The following is a 16,217-nucleotide window of genomic DNA, read 5'->3' as shown; positions in this document are numbered from 1 at the left end:
CCTCACGCGTAGGGGCTGTCGGCGCCCGCGGCGGCGGGGTGGGGGGCACGGGACGGGCAGCAGCCGACCGGGCAGAGGTTGTGGCTCGCGCCGAGTGCGCCGAGGGCGCAGGGCGTGACCGCCTGGCCGCGCTCGACCGCGGATCGCTCCAGGACCAGGTCGCGGATCGCGGCGGCGAACCGCGGGTCGGAGCCGACCGTGGCCGAGCGGCGCATCGGCAGCCCCAGCTCCTCCGCCTTGGCCTTGGCCTCCGTGTCGAGGTCGTACAGGACCTCCATGTGGTCGGAGACGAAGCCGATGGGGGCGATCACCACCGCGGGGGCGCCGGACGCGTGGCGCTCCTCCAGGTGGTCGCAGATGTCCGGCTCCAGCCACGGGATGTGCGGGGCGCCCGAGCGGGACTGGTAGACGAGCTGCCAGGGGTGGTCCACGCCGGTGCGCTCGCGGACCGCCTCGGCGATCAGCCGCGAGACCTCCAGGTGCTGCTCCACGTACGCGCCGCCGTCGCCGTGGCCCTCGACGGGGCCGGAGGTGTCCGCCGACGCGTTCGGGATGGAGTGGGTCGAGAAGGCGAGGTGCGCGCCGTCCCGGACGTCCGCGGGGAGGTCGGCGAGGGACCGCAGGACGCCCTCGATCATGGGCTCCAGGAAGCCCTCGTGGTTGAAGTAGTGCCGCAGCTTGTCGATCCGGGGGAGCTCGACGCCCTCGGCCTCCAGTGCCGCCAGCGAGTCGGCGAGGTTCTCCCGGTACTGGCGGCAGCCCGAGTACGAGGCGTACGCGCTCGTGGCCAGGACCAGGATGCGGCGGTGACCGTCGGCGACCATCTCGCGCAGGGTGTCCGTCAGGTACGGGGCCCAGTTGCGGTTGCCCCAGTAGATCGGCAGGCCCAGGCCGTGCTCGGCGAAGTCCTTGCGCAGGGCGTCCAGCAGGGCGCGGTTCTGGTCGTTGATGGGGCTGACCCCGCCGAACAGGAAGTAGTGCTGCCCGACTTCCTTCAGGCGTTCCTTGGGGATGCCGCGCCCTCGCGTCACGTTCTCCAGGAACGGGACGACGTCGTCCGGGCCCTCCGGGCCGCCGAACGAGAGCAGGAGCAGGGCGTCGTAGGGGGTGGCATCGAGCGCGTCTGGCATGGGTCGATCCTGTCATCCGGTACTGACAGCCGGAAAACGGCGGGGTGCCGGACGGAGTTCCGGGGCCGGACCGCCAGGTGCATTAGGGTCACCTAACTCGTAAGCTGTATCCGCTGCCTTCACGCCTTACTGGACTGTCGGCATCCACCGCCGATCCCGTCCGACCGGAGACCCTCGTGCCGAGCCCCTACCTCGCCCTCTTCGCCGCCCCCGGCAGTAAGGGCTTCTCCGCCGCGGGGTTCCTCGGCAGGATGCCGTTGTCGATGATGGGCATCGGCGTGGTGACCATGGTCTCCCAGCTCACCGGGCGGTACGGGCTCGCCGGCGCGCTGTCGGCCACCATGGCGCTGGCCGCGGCGGTGGCGGGCCCCCAGGTCTCGCGGCTGGTGGACCAGCACGGGCAGCGGCGGGTGCTGCGCCCGGCGACGCTGATCGCACTCGCCTCGGCGGCCGGGCTGCTGTTCGCCGCGCACTACCGGTGGCCCGACTGGACGCTGTACGTGTTCAGCGCCGGCATCGGATGCGTACCGAGCATCGGCGCGATGATCCGCGCGCGGTGGGCCGCGCTGTACGGCGGGACGCCGCAGCTGCACACCGCCTACTCGTTCGAGTCGGTGATCGACGAGGTCTGCTTCATCTTCGGGCCGATCATCTCGATCGGGCTGTCCACGGCCTGGTTCCCGGAGGCGGGCCCGCTGCTCGCCGCCTGCTTCCTGGCGGTCGGCGTCTTCTGGCTGACCGCTCAGCGCGCCACCGAGCCCGCGCCGCACCCGCGCGAGAAGCACGGTGACGGCGGCAGCGCCCTGCGCTCCGCCGGGCTCCAGGTTTTGGTGGCCACCTTCGTGGCGACCGGGGCCATCTTCGGCGGCGTCGACGTGGTCACCGTGGCCTTCGCCGACGAGCAGGGCCACAAGGGCGCCGCCAGCATCGTGCTCGCCCTGTACGCGGCGGGCTCCTGCGCGGCCGGCCTCGTCTTCGGGTTGCTGCACTTCAAGGGGGCGCCCGAACCTCGCTGGCTGCTGGGCATATGCGCGATGGCCGTGAGTATGATCCCCCTCCTACTGGTCGGAAACTTGCCGTTTCTGGCCGTGGCGCTGTTCCTGGCGGGCCTGGCCATCGCTCCCACGATGATCACCACGATGTCCCTCATCGAGCAGCACGTACCACGCGCGCAGCTGACCGAGGGCATGACCTGGATCAGTACCGGGCTGGCGGTCGGGGTCGCACTCGGCTCCTCCGCGGCCGGCTGGGTCATCGACGCGGCCGGGGCGCGCGCCGGGTACGGGGTCCCGGCGGTGTCCGGGGCCGTCGCGGTCGCGGTCGGTTTTCTGGGGTACCGCCGGCTCAAGGGGCCGGCTCCGGGTCGGGGAGGCACCGTTGAGCAGCACAGCGAGCGGCAGGAACGGCACGTGGCGTAACTGGGGTGGGAACGTCGCCGCCCGGCCCGCGCGGGAGGTCACGCCCGCCTCGGTCGAGGAGCTCGCGGACGCCGTACGGAAAGCGGCCGCGGACGGCCTGAAGGTGAAGGCCGTCGGCACCGGGCACTCCTTCACCTCGATCGCCGCCACCGACGGTGTGTTGATACGCCCTCAACTGCTGACCGGTATCCGCGACATCGACCGTGAGGCCGGGACGGTCACCGTGGAGGCCGGGACCCCGCTCAAGCGGCTCAACATCGCTCTCGCGCGGGAGGGCCTGTCGCTCACGAACATGGGCGACATCATGGAGCAGACCGTCTCCGGCGCCACCAGCACCGGCACGCACGGCACCGGCCGTGAGTCCGGTTCGATCGCCGCCCAGATCAAGGGCCTGGAGCTGGTCACGGCCGACGGTTCGGTGCTCAGCTGTTCCGAGAAGGAGAACCCCGAGGTCTTCGCGGCCGCCCGGATAGGCCTCGGCGCGCTCGGCATCGTCACCGCGATCACCTTCGCCGTGGAGCCGATCTTCCTGCTGACGGCCCTCGAGGAGCCGATGCCCTTCGACAGGGTGCTCGCCGAGTTCGACGAACTGTGGGCCGAGAACGAGCACTTCGAGTTCTACTGGTTCCCGCACACCGGCAGCACCAACACCAAGCGCAACAACCGCAGCGCGGGCCCGGAGAAGCCGGTGCCGCAGATCCAGGGCTGGATCGAGGACGAGTTCCTCTCCAACGGCGTCTTCCAGGTCGCCCAGTGGGTCGGCCGCGCGGCGCCCGGGACGATCCCGGCGATCGCCCGGATCTCCAGCAAGGCCCTGTCCGCGCGGACCTACACGGACATCCCGTACAAGGTCTTCACATCGCCGCGCCGGGTGCGCTTCGTGGAGATGGAGTACGCCGTCCCGCGCGCGGCCGTCGCCGAGACGCTGCGCGAGCTGAGGGCCATGGTCGAGCGCTCCGGCCTCAAGGTGAGCTTCCCGGTCGAGGTGCGCACGGCGCCGGCCGACGACATCACCCTGTCCACGGCGTCGGGCCGCGACAGCGCCTACATCGCGGTGCACATGGTCAAGGGCACGCCCTACCAGGCGTACTTCACCGCCGCCGAGCGCATCTTCACCGCGCACGAGGGGCGTCCGCACTGGGGCAAGGTGCACACGCGCGACGCCGAGTACTTCGCCGGGGTCTATCCCCGCTTCGGCGAGTTCACCGCGCTGCGGGACCGGCTCGATCCTGAACGCCGGTTCCAGAACGACTACTTGCGCAGGGTGTTGGGCCCGTAGCGCTCGGTGGGCGCGGCGGGCGGGATCTCGGGGCCGGGTGAAGTGAGCGTGCCGTCACCGGACTTCGCGTTCCGTTTCGGGTGATTACGTGAAGTGCGCCACGTTCAAGATCCCCGAATTCGCGCGGGAGGCCGTCAAGTCCGGTCTGTTGCCAGAAGTTGGGCGGCGCGCCAATCCACGCACGTGGTCCAAATGGAGTACTGTTGCGAGCCCTGGATCCGGTCTCCCGCCAGGGCGTCCATGGCTCCAAGGACCGCCAGGAGGGGGCTAGTTGCACAGGGTGACGGAGTTGGTCACTTAGCGTTGCGAATAGGTAACCGTGCCATAACGGCGTTCCAGGGCCCGTGCCCGACACGCCGGGCAACTCGGCAAGGTTGTGGCAGGCTGCACCCGGGCAGGCCACACTCGACTAGCGGAAGCAGCGACGCACGTGACGTCGGCAGGCACCACCCGGGAGGTCCCCATGCCCGAACTGCGTGTCGTGGCCGTCTCGAATGACGGCACACGGCTGGTGCTGAAGGCTGCGGACAGCACGGAGTACACGCTTCCGATTGACGAGCGTCTGCGCGCCGCGGTACGCGGCGACCGTCCCCGCCTCGGCCAGATCGAGATCGAGGTGGAGAGCCATCTCCGCCCCCGTGACATTCAGGCACGTATACGCGCCGGTGCGACGGCCGAAGAGGTCGCGCAGATGGCCGGCATCCCCGTGGACCGCGTACGCCGCTTCGAGGGCCCTGTGCTCGCGGAGCGCGCGTTCATGGCCGAGCGGGCACGCAAGACACCCGTCCGCCGCCCCGGCGAGAACGCGGGCCCCCAGCTCGGCGAGGCCGTCCAGGAGCGCCTGTTGCTGCGCGGCGTCGAGAAGGACACCGTCCAGTGGGACTCGTGGCGCCGCGACGACGGCACCTGGGAAGTCCTGCTGGTCTACCGGGTCGCGGGCGAACCGCACTCGGCGAGCTGGACGTACGACCCGCCTCGGCGGCTCGTCCAGGCCGTCGACGAGGAAGCACGCTCGCTGATCGGCGAGTCCGACGACCTCGCCGTGCCGGAGCCCAGCTTTCCGTTCGTCCCGCGGATCGCGCGGCTGCCGCGCGACCGTCCGCTGGACCGCGCCCTCGAACGGGGGCCGAGCCTGCCCGTGCCGTCGACCGATCCGGTCGAGGAGGCCACGGCCGAGCGGGACTCGCTGACCAGCCTGCTGGAGGCGGTGCCGAGCTTCCGGGGCGACCTGGTGGTCCCGGAGCGCCCCCCGGAGCCCGCCCCGCCCATGGAGGAGCCCCCCGCCGAACCCGAGGTGGAGGAGCCCCCGGCCCCGGCGGCCTCGGCCGGTTCGGCCTACGCGGATGTCCTCATGCCCCGTTCGGTCGGCAGCCACCGCGACCGCCTCACCGGCTCCACCGACCGCCAGGCCGAGGCCGACGGCGTCCGCCCCGGCCGCCGCGCGGCGGTCCCGAGCTGGGACGAGATCGTGTTCGGCACCCGCCGCAAGAAGCAGGAGTAGCCGGTCGTACGGCTTGGAGACGGCCGTACGAGGACGAGGGCCCGCGCCGATCGGCAGCGGGCCCTCCGGCTTGTGCGGCACGAGTACGGCCGGGCGGCTGAAGAGGCCGCTCAGTCCTCGCGCCGGGTCACTGGGGGTCGGGGCCCACGGCGACCGGCCGGGACGGGTCCGACGACCACTCCGACCAGGACCCGACGTACAGAGCCGCCGGGATCCCGGCGACCGCCAGGGCCAGCACCTCGTGCGCCCCGGAGACGCCCGAACCGCAGTACACCCCGACCTCGGAGCCGTCGCCCGCCCCGAGGGCCTTGAAGCGTGCGCCCAGCTCCTCGGCGGGCAGGAAACGCCCGTCCGGCCCCACGTTCTCGTTCGTCGGCGCGGACACGGCGCCCGGGATGTGCCCGCCGACCCGGTCGATCGGCTCGACCTCGCCCCGGTACCGCTCCCCCGCCCGCGCGTCGAACAGCACCCCGGACCGCGCCAGCGCCGCCGCCGCGTCGGCGTCGAGCAGCCCCGCGGGTCCCGGCATCGGCCGGAAGTCGCCCTCGGCGAGAGCGGGACCGGGCACCGACGACTGCAGGGGCCCCTCCCACGCCGGCAACCCGCCGTCGAGGACCCGCACGTCCGGGTGACCCGTCCAGCGCAGCAACCACCACGCGCGGGCGGCCGCCCAGCCCTGTCCCCCGTCGTACACGACCACCGGCACGGAGGCCGACACACCCGCCCGGCGCATCACGGCGCCGAACTCCGCGACATCGGGCAGGGGATGCCGGCCGCGCGGACCGGCGGCGGAGGCAAGTTCCCTGTCCAGGTCGACGAAGACGGCACCCGGGATGTGCCCGGCCGCGTACTCGGCCCGGCCGTCGAAGGGGGGTTCCCCGGCCGCCTTGGCCACGCTCAACTGCCAGCGGACGTCGAGCAGTACTGGCGGGTTCTCGCCCGCGAGTTCGCTCACGAGTTCGGATGCGGAGATGATGGCGTTCATGGCCACCATCCTCGCGTACGGGGTGGCCGCATCGCCCATGTCCGGCTACTCTGCTCCGCCGGGCAGGCCCGATCACGAGGCGTACGGGATCGGGCACATGCTGTACAGCCGATCGACACCTGTGGGCAATCGCGCAGAAGCGGACGGGAAACCGCACACCGGGCATTCTGCGGACACGGGCCACGGAGCGGCGGCGCGCCCGGAGCGCGCCGTGCCACGGGTGGTGCGAGCATCGGCACGGGGTTCCGGAGAGCGGCGGCGACGCGGCCGCCGCGAGGGGTCGAGGAGAGAGTGACGATGACCGGCGAGACGCACACCCCCGGCACACCCTGCTGGGTGAGCCTGATGGTGCACGGACTGACCACGACCCAGGACTTCTACGGCGAACTGTTCGGCTGGGAGTTCCAACCCGGTCCCAAGCAGCTCGGCCCCTACGTCCGGGCCCTGCTGGACGGCGAGGAGGTCGCCGGAATCGGCCAGCTTCCGCCCGACCGCCACCTCCCGGTCGCCTGGACGCCCTACCTCGCCTCGGACGACGTCGACCTGACCGCGGAGACGGTACGGCTGTGCGGCGGCACGGTCGGGGTAGGCCCGCTGGACGCGGAGGACGCGGGCCGGCTGGCGATCGGATCCGACCCCTCCGGCGCGGTCTTCGGCATCTGGCAGGCGGGAGCGCACCGCGGCACGGGCATCTCCGGCGTCCCCGGCACACCGGCCTGGCACGAGCTGCTCACCTTCGAGACGGCGAGCGTCACCAAGTTCTACGAAACGGTCTTCGGCTACGACGAGGAGCCGGTGGTCTCCGCCGACCTCGACTACGTCACCCTCCAAGTCGCCGGTCACCCGGTTGCCGGAGTCCACGGCGTCGGCAACTGCCTCCCCCGCGACCGGGGCCCGCACTGGATGACGTACTTCGAGGTGGCCGACACCGACGAGACCCTCTCCCGCCTCACCGGCCTCGGCGGCCACATCCTGAAACCGGCCCACGAGAGCCCCCACGGCCGCGTGGCGACGGTGGCGGATCCCGAGGGGGCACGCTTCTCGCTGGTACAGGTACCTCGCTGAGGCTCGTCTCCGCCGGCTCGGGACGTGTGCGGGGTCGGTGACCGGGCCGACGACGGTCATCGGCCGTCCAGGCCCAGGGAGCGGGCGCGGAGCACCGGCCAGGCGGCGAAGGACAGGGCCGCCATCACACCGAAGTAGTGCCAGGTGCCGCTGTCGAGCAGCGCGCCGCCGAGGATCGGTCCGGCGAAGAAGCCCAGGTAGCGCAGTTCCAGCGCGCCGAAGAACGCTCCCTTCTCCGCGTCGGGCGCGAGGCGGTGGGTGACGAGGTCAGCCATCGGCATCAGGAGCGCCTCCCCGACGGTCCAGGCGAGCACCCCGGCCAGCAGGACCCACAGTCGGCCGTCGGAGGTGCCCCAGCACACGAAGGCGACGGCGAAGCCGGTGCAGCCCACCCCGGCCTGTGCCGGGAGCGTGGTCCGCCGGGCGAGCCACGCGGCCGGCCACTGGTAGGCGAAGCCCAGGACGGCGTGCACGGCGAACACCACCGCGAACAGCGTCGGAGCACGGTCACCGGACTCTCCCTTGAGGTAAAGGGGGATCACCGACTCGAGCTGGGCGAAGACCAGGGTGATCAGGACGGCCGAGACCAGCACGAGCCGGAACCGCCCGTCGCGCAGGGAGTGCGTCCAGGTCCAGCGCCCCTGACGGGCGGCCGGTACACGGACGTCCAGCACCCGCAGGGAGTCGCGCCGGGCATGGACCAGCAGCACGCAGCAGGCGAACAGCGCCGCGGAGACGGCGAAGAGCGCCCGGTGGGAGACGCTGTAGGCCGCGGCACCCGCGAGCGGGCCGAGCGCGGCGCCGGCCGACACGGTCATGAACCGTATGCGGAAGACCAGTTCGCCGCCCTCGCCCGCGGCGAGGCTCATCAGCTTCTTCAAGGACGGCCCGACCAGCATCAGCGCGCCGCCCAGGCACACGATCAGGGGCAGCACCAGCACCGGCGCGGTGACGGTGGCGAGGGCTGCGGCCAGCAGCGTGTAGAGGACGAGCCCCGCGCGCAGGAGAGTCCCGGCTCCGGCTCGGTCGGTGATGGCTCCGCCCGCCAGCGCCCCCACCGCACCGACCAGGGCGACGGAGCCGGTGAAGGCTCCGATCGCGGCCGGCGGCAGCGAGGTGATGTCGGCGAGATAGAGCGCCAGGAAGGGCATCATGCCGAAGAAGGCACAGGAGTTGATCAGCGAGCAGAGTGCCAGGACGCGGACCGTCCGGTCCCCGATGAGGTCCGCGAAGCCCGCCTGGCGCACCTGCGTGGTCGTCGTCGTCATCGCGGGACCCGATCCGTCTCCGCGCGCATCTGCGCCCACAGCACCTTGCCGGCCTCGGTGAACTCCGCCGTGGGCTCGCCCTCGATCTCGTCTAGGCCCTTGGCGAGCAGATCCGCGTTCTGCCGCGTCAGTTCGCGGTGGATCTCCTGACCGGTGCGTTCGTGGGCGCGACGGTGGAAGGCGGTGATGCGGGCGAACGCGTGGACGGCCATGAGCATGCCCCACAGGGGGCGCGGGTCCTTGCGCACCGGGGAGTTGAAGGTCGCCCCGTCCGCGACGGTCACCAGCGGGTCGAGTTCCAGGAGCAGCATCAGCCGAAGGTGTGAACTCTCGTGCAACAGGTGCTCGGCGGTGTAGTGGGTGGCGCTGAACGGCTGAGCCGCCTCCGACAGGAACACCGCGCCCATCAGGATCGCCTCGGTGAACGAGGAGTGGAACTCGGAGGCGTAGGGGACGACCACCCGGGTGTAGGCGCGGATCTCGGTGGCGAGCTCGGGCCAGACGTCCTCAATGAGGGCGAAGGCCCGGGAGATGTCGGTGATGTCGTCCTCGCCTATCTCCCGTACGGCGAGGTCGGAGCGGGGGTAACCGGGCTGCGGCTCATGGGAGTTCATGGACGTGAAGTGGCGCCCGATCCAGGGACCGGCGTTGTCGATCTCGATGTCGGTTCCGGCGATGACCGGTCGCCGCACACGCCGGGCGTTCCCCAGCCGGGGATCGCCCGCACCGTGCATGTAGGAGGCGGGCACGGCTGCGGAGCCGTCGCGGACGGTGCCGTCGCCGTCCTCGCGGATCACCAGCCGGTGCACGGGGGTGTCGAAGACCAGGTGATGGCGCACCTGGGGGAACCGCACCTCGGTGACGGGCGCGGCCAGCCGCAGTTCGGTGCCTTCGGGGTCCGCGGCGGGGCCGGTGGCGTGGGGCAGGGCGACGAACCGCGCGAAGTGCGCGGACCAGGCGCGGATGAAGTCGGCGTCCTTGCGCTGGGCCGCGAGCATCAACTGCCGCCACAGGTAGGGGAAGACCGGATGGGACAGGAGCCGGTGCGCGCAGTCGTCGTCCAGCGCCGCGAACCGCTGCCCCCACAGGGTCAGTTCGGCCTCGGCCGGCTCGCCCGCGAGCTGCCCCAGCCGCTTGGTGACCCGCGGGACGGAGGCGCGGAGCTTGGCCACGTAGGCGGGCAGGACGGGGTCGTCGTCCCCGGCGAGGGCCAGATGGCCGCCGAGGAAGTCGGTGGTGGTCATGGTGAGGTCCTGTTCGGAGAGAGGGGCGACGGTGCGACGTCCGGCAGGCCGCGGCGGCGGAGGAAGGGCTCGATGCGCGGCTGGTCCAGGCCGGTGAGCTCGTGGAACAGGGTCATCGCGGCGCGGGATCCGCCGGCGGCGAGCATCGTGCGGAGCGCCTCGCCGCTCGCGCGGGTGAGGCCGCCGCGCTTCTCCAGCGCCTCGACCAGGTTCGCGGCGATGATCTCGGACCAGAGATAGGCGTAGAAGCCCGCGCCGTAGGGGCCGTGGAAGACGTGGTCGAAGTAGCCGGAACGGTAGCGCGGCGGAATCTCGGGCACGGTGTCCAGCCCCCAGCGAGCGGCGCCCCGCGCCTCGATCCGCGCGGCGTCCCAGTCCGCGTTCCCGCCCTGGTCGTCGGGTCCGTCGGGAAGCGTGTGCCAGGACCAGTCCATCGCGGCCGCGCCCAGGATCTCCACCAGCAGGTGCACTCCGCCGGTGCTGTGACGCTCGCTCACCTGCTTGATCCAGTCCGGGGGCAGCGGCTGACCGGTGCGGTGATGCCGTGCGTAGTGCTCGAGGAGTCGCTCGTCGAAGGCCCAGGTCTCGTGGACCTGGGCGGGAGCCTCGGAGAAGTCACGGGGGACGCCGGGGGCCGAGTGCGCCGGATAGCGGACGTCGGAGAGCAGTGCGTGCAGGGCGTGTCCGAACTCGTGGAAGAGGGTGACGACTTCGGGCATGTCGAGGAGGCAGGGGCGCCCGGCACCGGGCGGGGCGAGGTTGAAGGTGTTCACCACGACGGGCCGGGTCGCGGTGGTGTGTGCCTGGGGGCGCAGGATGCCCGTCCACGCGCCGCCTCGTTTGCCGGGCCGGGAGAAGACGTCGATCAGGAAGAGGCCCACCGCGCCGGCGTGTTCGTCGGTGACCTGGAAGACGCGGGCGTCGGGGTGGTGGGCGGTGAGGTCAGGGCGTTCGGTGAACTCGAGGCCGTACAGGAGGCGGGCGCTGTGGAAGAGGCCGCGGGTGATGACGGAGTCCAGTTCGAAGTGGGCGCGGAGCTCGTCCGCGGTGGGTCCTTCGGCGCCGGCCTCACCTCCGTCGGCCGCGGGTGGCGCTGCCGCGTGGTGGGTCCAGTCCCAGGCCCGGATCCGGTGGCCGGCCCTGGCCCGCAGGGCGCGGCGCTCGGTGCGTGCCGCGTGCAGGAGCGGCTCCGCAAGCCGCCGGAACATCGCCTCCACGGCCTGCGGGGTGCCCGTCGTCTGATCCTCGGTCGCCCAGGCGGCGTACGACGGGTAGCCCAGGATGCGGGCCTGGCGGGCGCGTAACCGGGCGATCCGGGCGGCCCGCTGCTCGTTGTCCGCCCCTCTCCCGAGCGAGCGTTCGAAGAGTGTTCTCCGCGTGTCCTGGTCCCGTAGCTGCACGAGCGCCGGCTGGCTGGTGGACGAGGCGAGCGGCAGAACGTGCCAGGGTGCTGCCCTGCCCCGGCGCGCGGCCTCGTCCGCCGCGGCCGCGAGCCGGTCGGCGGGCAGACCACGCAGGGCGTCGGGTCCGGGCACCGCCAGAGCCTGGCGGTGGGCGTCCTCGATCAGGGTCTGCCGGTAGGCGGCGCACTCCCGGGAGAGCTCGCGATTGACCTCGCCGAGTTCCCGGGCGGCGTCGGCGGGCAGCATGGCGCCCACCCGCCGCATGCGACGCCACCAGTGCACGGTCAGGGCCCGGGACTGCGGGTCGGTGATCCGGTCGCGCCCGGCGTGCACCGCGTCGATACGGGCGACCAGACGCCGGTTGCGGACGATGCGCCCTTCGTGGCGGGAGAGCAGGACGGCGATGTCCTGCTCCAGGTCGGTCAGTGCCGCCCCGCCGCCCGCGGTCACCTGGTGGGTGAACGCGTCGTGGATGTACTGCACCCGGGTGCCGGAGAACTCGAGCGCCTCGACGGTGTTGGCGAAGTCCGGCGGCGCCGGGTCGGCGGCGATGGCGTCGACCCGGGCCTCGCGCTCGGCGATGGCCTGCTCCAGCGCGGGCCGGTAGTGCTCCGGGCGGATGTCGGCGAACGGCTGCATCCCGTGGGCGGCGGGAGGCGCCAGAAGCGGGTTCGGACTCATCGGGCCGCCCGCATCCGTACGGCCAGTTCGTCCACGGCCCACTGGCGCAGCGGGCCGGTCCCGCCGTCGGTGCAGATGTCACGCAGCAGGATCAGCGGGGACAGCGCCTGCCGGTCGAGGGAGGCCGACGCGACCAGGGCGCCGTGGGCCTGGTCCGGCTGCTCCAGCCGCAGGGAGCAGCGGGCGGCCTGACAGTGGGCGTAGGAGGCGTACGGCGCGCCCAACCCGGCGGCGGTGCGGTACGCCTCGCGCGCCTCGGCGACCCTGCTCTCCCCCATCAGGAAGTCGGCCAGCCGTACGTGCGCCTTGGGATCGAGCGGGTCCCACTCGGTCATCCGTCGGTAGAACCGCTCCGCGCCCTCGATGTCCCCGCGGGCCTTGGCCGACCGCCCAGAGGTCTCCAGGACCGGGTGGACGTTCTCCAGCGCCAGGAGCCGGGTGTCCCCGTCCGCGAGCGCCACGGCCTCCAGGGCGTATTTCTCGGCGAGTCGCAGCTGCCGGTCGACCTCCGCGTGGTCACCCTCGAAGAACGGTATGAACGCAACTCCGCGCCAGTAGATGGAGGTGTGCAGCGGCTCCATCTCCACGCCCGCCCGGTCGGCCACCTCGTCGGCGGCGGCCAGCCAGTACCGCATGTCGGCCAGTGCCTTCTGCTTGTCGCCCTTGGCGCACAGCACGATCATGTGGGCGGCGGCCCCGTACCGTACGGCCGGGTCGAACTCCTCGGTGCGGGCGATGCTCTCCATGACACCGCGGGCCCGTACGAACGCCGCGGCCGCGCTCCGGGCGTCCCCGGCGAGCTGTGCGTCGGCGTTGTGCCGGAAGTAGGCCAGCCGCAGGGCGTCCAGATCGCGGCCGGCCGGGTCGCCGGGGACGAGGGCCGCGATGGTCTTCCAGAAGCCGAGCTTGGCCAGCGCGGTCACCAGGCGGGACCGGTCGCCGATGGACAGTGCGGACCAGTTCTCGGTCAGGGCGCACAGGTGCTGCCAGCGGGCCGACCTCGAGGAGACGGGCAGGTCGCGGGGGTCGTCCGGGTGGGGCCGGCCGGGCTCCTCGGTCCTCAGCGCCTGCCTGAGCAGTCCGAGCGAGGCGATCTGGTACACGGGAACGGGGAGGTCCTGTGCGAGGCGGCGGCCGACGTCGGCGGTGCACTGGGCGTGCAGGGGACCGCCGGGGCTCTCCAGATCGAAGTACGAGGCGAGGAGTTCACGTGACCGGGGGGCCGGCTCCGGTGCGAAGGTGCCCCTCGGCGGCTCCTGCATCGGGGGCAGGTCGCCGGCGTCTCCCTTGGTCCGCAGAAACTTCTCCACCGCCGGCTCCTCCGTCGTGGTCCTCGGTCGTCGATCGGCTGTCGTTGATCAGCTGTGGTGATCCGCTGGGTGCGCGCTACGAAGCGTGATGGCCGCAAAGGGAGTTCGCCCTTTGCGGCCATCGCGAGCCCGCCTGGTCACCAGGAGGGCAGGTCGCCTGATGTCGGAGATCAGACGGCCGGGGCGTAGTAGGCCACGCCCGAGACCGTGAGACCGAACTCCTCGGCCAGCTCGTCCGTCTCGACCTCGACCTCGGTGATCTGCTCGGCGTCCATGTCTGAACCTCCTGTGTCGACTGCGGCCCCTGGGGTTTTCGGGGACAGGTCAAACGTAGGAGGGGCTTCTCGAAGATCCGCCGAGCATTGCTGGAGATCGACTCGAGAGACGGTCAGGGCATGCGTGAGCCGGGACGGGCGAGCAGGTGAGCGTGGTGCCGGGCCCTCAGCCGGTAGTGACCGGCAGCACGTCGGGGGACAACGCCGCCGCCCGTGCCGTGGCCGAGGTCATCCGGCGGCGGTGGTGGCGACGGCACAGGACCTCGTACCCGATCGCCTCCGCCTGGTTGACGTCCCCCACGACCACCTGAGCGCCTTCCACGACCATCTCGCCCCCTATGGTGCGGGCGTTGTGCGTGGCGCGGGCGCCGCACCAGCAGAGGGCCTCGACCTGCAACACCTCTACGCGGTCGGCCAGTTCCACCAGGCGCTGGGAGCCCGGGAAGAGTTTGGAGCGGAAGTCGGTCGTGATGCCGAAGGCATAGACGTCGAGGCCCAGGTCGTCGACGACGCGGGCGAGCTGGTCGATCTGAGCGGGGGCCAGGAACTGGGCCTCGTCGGCGATGACGTAGTCGGCGCGGCCGCCCTGGGAGAGGTGGTCGACCAGGTAGGCGTACAGGTCCTGGCCGTCCTCGACCTCCACCGCGTCCGTGACCAGGCCGAGGCGGGAGGAGAGTTTGCCCTCGCCCGCGCGGTCGTCCCGGGTGAAGATCATGCCCTGCAGGCCGCGCGCGGAGCGGTTGTGCTCGATCTGGAGCGCCAGGGTCGACTTCCCGCAGTCCATGGTTCCGGAGAAGAACACCAGCTCGGGCATGGGGAGTTGAGCACCTTTCGGCAACGGAGGACGGCAGAGGGAGGCTTCAGGAGCGTACTTCGAGCAGCGGGACCAGCTGCTCCGCGGGGGTCATCGAACCATGGTTGCCGACCATCGCCGACTCCTTGGGCTCCCGCTCGGACGCGATGATCAGGACGTCGTCCCGCGCGGCCGCGATCACGTCACCGAGGCGGGCGTACACCCGGTCGTCGACCCGGGGGCCGAACCAGCCCGCCGCGATCGCCTCGTCCCGCGAGGCCACCCAGAACTGCTCGCCGAGCACCTCGCGCCAGCAGGTCACGACATCGTTCTCGGCGCCCGGCACCGCGTAGACATGGCGGGCCCGGCCCTCGCCGCCCAGCAGGGCGACCCCGGCGCGCAGCTCCCAGTCCTCGTCGAAGTCGATGCGGTGCTGCTCGTCGAAGGGGATGTCGACCATGCCGTGATCGGCGGTGACGTAGAGCGCGCTGCGCGGCGGGAGCTGCTCCGCGAGGCGCTGCACCAGACGGTCCACGTGCATGAGCTGACCACGCCAGGTGTCGGAGTCGACGCCGAAGCGGTGCCCCGCGCCGTCGAGTTCGGCGTAGTACGTGTAGACGAGCGCGCGGTCGGCGGCGGCCAGTTGCTCGGCCGCGAGGTCCATGCGGTCCTCGCCCGGCAGCCGGCCGAGGAACGTGCCGCCGCTCAGCGCGACCTTGGTCAGCGGGGTGTTCTCGAAGGTCGGTGAGGACACCTGCGCCGCGTGCACGCCCGCGTCCTGGGCGAGCTGGAAGACCGTGGGGTACGGCTGCCACACGTGCGGCTTCGTCCACGGCTGCCAGCGCAGCTGGTTCATCAGCTCGCCGGTGTCGGGGTTGCGCACGGTGTACCCGGGCAGTCCGTGTGCGCCCGGCGGCAGTCCGGTGCCGACGGAGGCGAGGGAGGTCGCGGTGGTCGCCGGGAAGCCTGCGGTGATCGGCCGGCCGGTGCCGCCGCGCGAGCCCGCGAGCAGCGAGGCCAGGAAGGGGGCCTCGTCCGGGTGCGCCAGCAGCTGCTCCCAGCCGAGGCCGTCGATCAGGAACACGCAGTTCCGGTCGGCGGGGGTCAGCTCGGTGATCGTGGCGGTCGTGCCGGGTACGCCCATGCCCGCGGCGAGCGTGGGCAGGAGGTCAGCGAGGGAACCGCTGCCGTACTCGGGCAGCGGTGCGGAGTCGACGGCCAGTGGTTCCGGGTAGGGCTCCCAGGCGGTGGGCTGCGCCATCAGTGCGCGGTGTCCGCGGTCGCCTCGGAGAGGGACTGGGCGAAGGCGAGGGTCTGGCGCACCGTGTCGGGGCCGTCGCCGGCCTCGCTGACCCGCAGGCTGAGGTCGTCGGCGGTCGAGTTGCCCGTGTAGCCGTGGTCGGCCTCGCAGTTGGGGTCGCCGCAGGCGGCCGGCTCCAGGTCGATCCGGGAGACGGCGCCCCAGCCGATGGTGAGCACGACCTCGCGGGGCAGGGTGCCCGGCTGGTACTGCTCCGGGTTGGCGACCACTCGGCTGAGCACGACCGAGGAGATCCGGCCGAGCTTCACGGACTCCGTGGACGTCGTGGCGTACGGCGTCGGGGAGGTGGTGTCGGCGGCCTGCTCGTCGGTGTGGCTGACGATGAAGCGGTTGCCGGTGAGGACGAGCACGGTCACATGCCGCCGCACCTCGTTCTGGTCGAACGTCGTCTCCTGGTGGACCAGGTACGACCGGATGGGCTCGCCGCCCACAGCGGCCTCCACCGCCTCGGCCACGAGGGCCGGGTAGTAGCCGCTGCGCTCGATCGCCGCTCGCAGCCCCTGGGTCGTCGTACTGGTCTTGGCCATGACCCCCATCCTACGGG

Annotated in this window: 13 protein-coding genes; 4 read left to right on the top strand and 9 right to left on the bottom strand. The window is 72.1% G+C overall.

All coding sequences use genetic code 11. The features are described from left to right. Positions 1-2 precede the first annotated feature (2 nt). On the bottom strand, positions 3-1,130 hold the full coding sequence (locus OG381_RS34005) for a ferrochelatase (RefSeq protein ID WP_327719815.1): 1,128 nt from the start codon (positions 1,128-1,130) through the stop codon (positions 3-5). A 176-nt stretch (positions 1,131-1,306) separates the two neighbouring features. Between OG381_RS34005 and OG381_RS34000 the strand changes: the two genes are divergently transcribed. The 3 genes from OG381_RS34000 to sepH all read left to right on the top strand — a co-directional run bounded on the left by OG381_RS34000 (position 1,307) and on the right by sepH (position 5,328). Continuing rightward, entirely contained in the window at positions 1,307-2,548 is a 1,242-nt protein-coding gene (locus OG381_RS34000) for an MFS transporter (protein WP_327719814.1), read from the top strand. Next, positions 2,508-3,827, top strand: a complete 1,320-nt coding sequence (locus OG381_RS33995) for a D-arabinono-1,4-lactone oxidase (RefSeq protein ID WP_327719813.1) — start codon at positions 2,508-2,510, stop codon at positions 3,825-3,827. The genes OG381_RS34000 and OG381_RS33995 overlap by 41 nt, the downstream gene beginning before the upstream one ends. Before the next feature lie 463 nt (positions 3,828-4,290). Continuing rightward, positions 4,291-5,328 carry a septation protein SepH gene (sepH, locus tag OG381_RS33990; RefSeq protein ID WP_307024931.1) on the top strand — a complete coding sequence of 346 codons (1,038 nt, stop codon included), beginning with the start codon at positions 4,291-4,293 and terminating at the stop codon, positions 5,326-5,328. Between the two features lie 127 nt (positions 5,329-5,455). Here the strand turns inward: sepH and OG381_RS33985 are convergent, their stop codons facing one another. Next, entirely contained in the window at positions 5,456-6,313 is an 858-nt protein-coding gene (locus tag OG381_RS33985; protein ID WP_327719812.1) for a sulfurtransferase, read from the bottom strand. Positions 6,314-6,610: 297 nt separating this feature from the next. Here OG381_RS33985 and OG381_RS33980 point away from each other — a divergent pair, with 297 nt between their 5' ends. Next, on the top strand, positions 6,611-7,378 hold the full coding sequence (locus tag OG381_RS33980) for a VOC family protein (protein ID WP_327719811.1): 768 nt from the start codon (positions 6,611-6,613) through the stop codon (positions 7,376-7,378). Between the two features lie 56 nt (positions 7,379-7,434). Here the strand turns inward: OG381_RS33980 and OG381_RS33975 are convergent, their stop codons facing one another. The 7 genes from OG381_RS33975 to OG381_RS33945 form a co-directional block, all read right to left on the bottom strand. After that, on the bottom strand, positions 7,435-8,646 hold the full coding sequence (locus OG381_RS33975) for an MFS transporter (RefSeq protein ID WP_327719810.1): 1,212 nt from the start codon (positions 8,644-8,646) through the stop codon (positions 7,435-7,437). Next, the gene (locus OG381_RS33970; protein WP_327719809.1) at positions 8,643-9,890 is read right to left on the bottom strand and encodes an aKG-HExxH-type peptide beta-hydroxylase; all 1,248 of its coding nucleotides are present in this window, start codon (positions 9,888-9,890) and stop codon (positions 8,643-8,645) included. The genes OG381_RS33975 and OG381_RS33970 overlap by 4 nt, the downstream gene beginning before the upstream one ends. Next, positions 9,887-11,974 carry a M3 family metallopeptidase gene (locus tag OG381_RS33965; protein ID WP_327719808.1) on the bottom strand — a complete coding sequence of 696 codons (2,088 nt, stop codon included), beginning with the start codon at positions 11,972-11,974 and terminating at the stop codon, positions 9,887-9,889. Before OG381_RS33965 ends, OG381_RS33970 begins: the two co-directional genes overlap by 4 nt. Further along, positions 11,971-13,284, bottom strand: coding sequence for a tetratricopeptide repeat protein (locus OG381_RS33960; protein ID WP_327719807.1), 1,314 nt, complete (start codon positions 13,282-13,284; stop codon positions 11,971-11,973). The genes OG381_RS33965 and OG381_RS33960 overlap by 4 nt, the downstream gene beginning before the upstream one ends. 441 nt (positions 13,285-13,725) lie before the next feature. Further along, positions 13,726-14,373, bottom strand: a complete 648-nt coding sequence (locus OG381_RS33955) for a thymidine kinase (RefSeq protein WP_327719806.1) — start codon at positions 14,371-14,373, stop codon at positions 13,726-13,728. A 46-nt stretch (positions 14,374-14,419) separates the two neighbouring features. Continuing rightward, positions 14,420-15,613 carry an alkaline phosphatase family protein gene (locus OG381_RS33950; RefSeq protein WP_327719805.1) on the bottom strand — a complete coding sequence of 398 codons (1,194 nt, stop codon included), beginning with the start codon at positions 15,611-15,613 and terminating at the stop codon, positions 14,420-14,422. Beyond that, the gene (locus tag OG381_RS33945; RefSeq protein ID WP_327719804.1) at positions 15,613-16,200 is read right to left on the bottom strand and encodes a DUF5998 family protein; all 588 of its coding nucleotides are present in this window, start codon (positions 16,198-16,200) and stop codon (positions 15,613-15,615) included. The genes OG381_RS33950 and OG381_RS33945 overlap by 1 nt, the downstream gene beginning before the upstream one ends. Positions 16,201-16,217 lie beyond the last annotated feature (17 nt).

Source organism: Streptomyces sp. NBC_00490, from assembly GCF_036013645.1.
GTDB classification, from domain to species: Bacteria; Actinomycetota; Actinomycetes; order Streptomycetales; family Streptomycetaceae; genus Streptomyces; species Streptomyces canus_F.
This window is presented reverse-complemented; position numbering and strand designations above follow the sequence as displayed.